The organism is Pseudomonas sp. 05T35 (assembly GCF_056396605.1).
The window spans coordinates 1-560 of the sequence record NZ_JBFTLU010000911.1 but is presented as its reverse complement, the minus strand read 5'-3'; the positions used below and the strand labels follow the sequence as shown (position 1 = coordinate 560).

The 560-nt window shown below is 54.5% G+C and carries 1 pseudogene; it reads right to left on the bottom strand.

Going from position 1 to position 560, the window contains the following annotated elements:
* Nucleotides 1–560: pseudogene (locus AC1DH9_RS30630) on the bottom strand (chromosome segregation protein SMC); the annotation flags it as partial.

Genomic DNA, 560 nt, shown 5'->3' with positions numbered 1-560 from the left:
CTCTTTCACCAATCGGGCATAGCGTCCAACGTTAGCGTCATCCAGCGGTGCGTCAACTTCGTCGAGCATGCAAAACGGCGCCGGGTTCAGCTTGAAGATCGCAAACACCAATGCCAAAGCCGTCAGGGCTTTTTCACCACCGGACAGCAAATGGATGGTGCTGTTCTTCTTCCCGGGTGGACGCGCCATGATCGTTACCCCTGTATCGAGTAGATCTTCGCCCGTCAGTTCCAAATAAGCGCTGCCTCCACCGAAAACTTTTGGAAAAAGAGCCTGCAATCCACCGTTAATCTGATCAAAGGTATCTTTGAAGCGATTGCGGGTTTCCTTGTCGATCTTGCGAATGACGTTTTCCAGCGTATCGAGCGCTTCCACAAGGTCAGCATCCTGAGCATCCAGATAACGCTTGCGCTCGGACTGCTGCTGATACTCGTCGATGGCTGCGAGGTTGATCGCGCCCAGTCGCTGAATTCGCGCAGCAATGCGCTCGAGCTCTTCTTCGGCGTCTTTTTCGTTCGCTTCAGCCACCAGGGTGGCGAGCACCCCTTGCAGGTCATAGC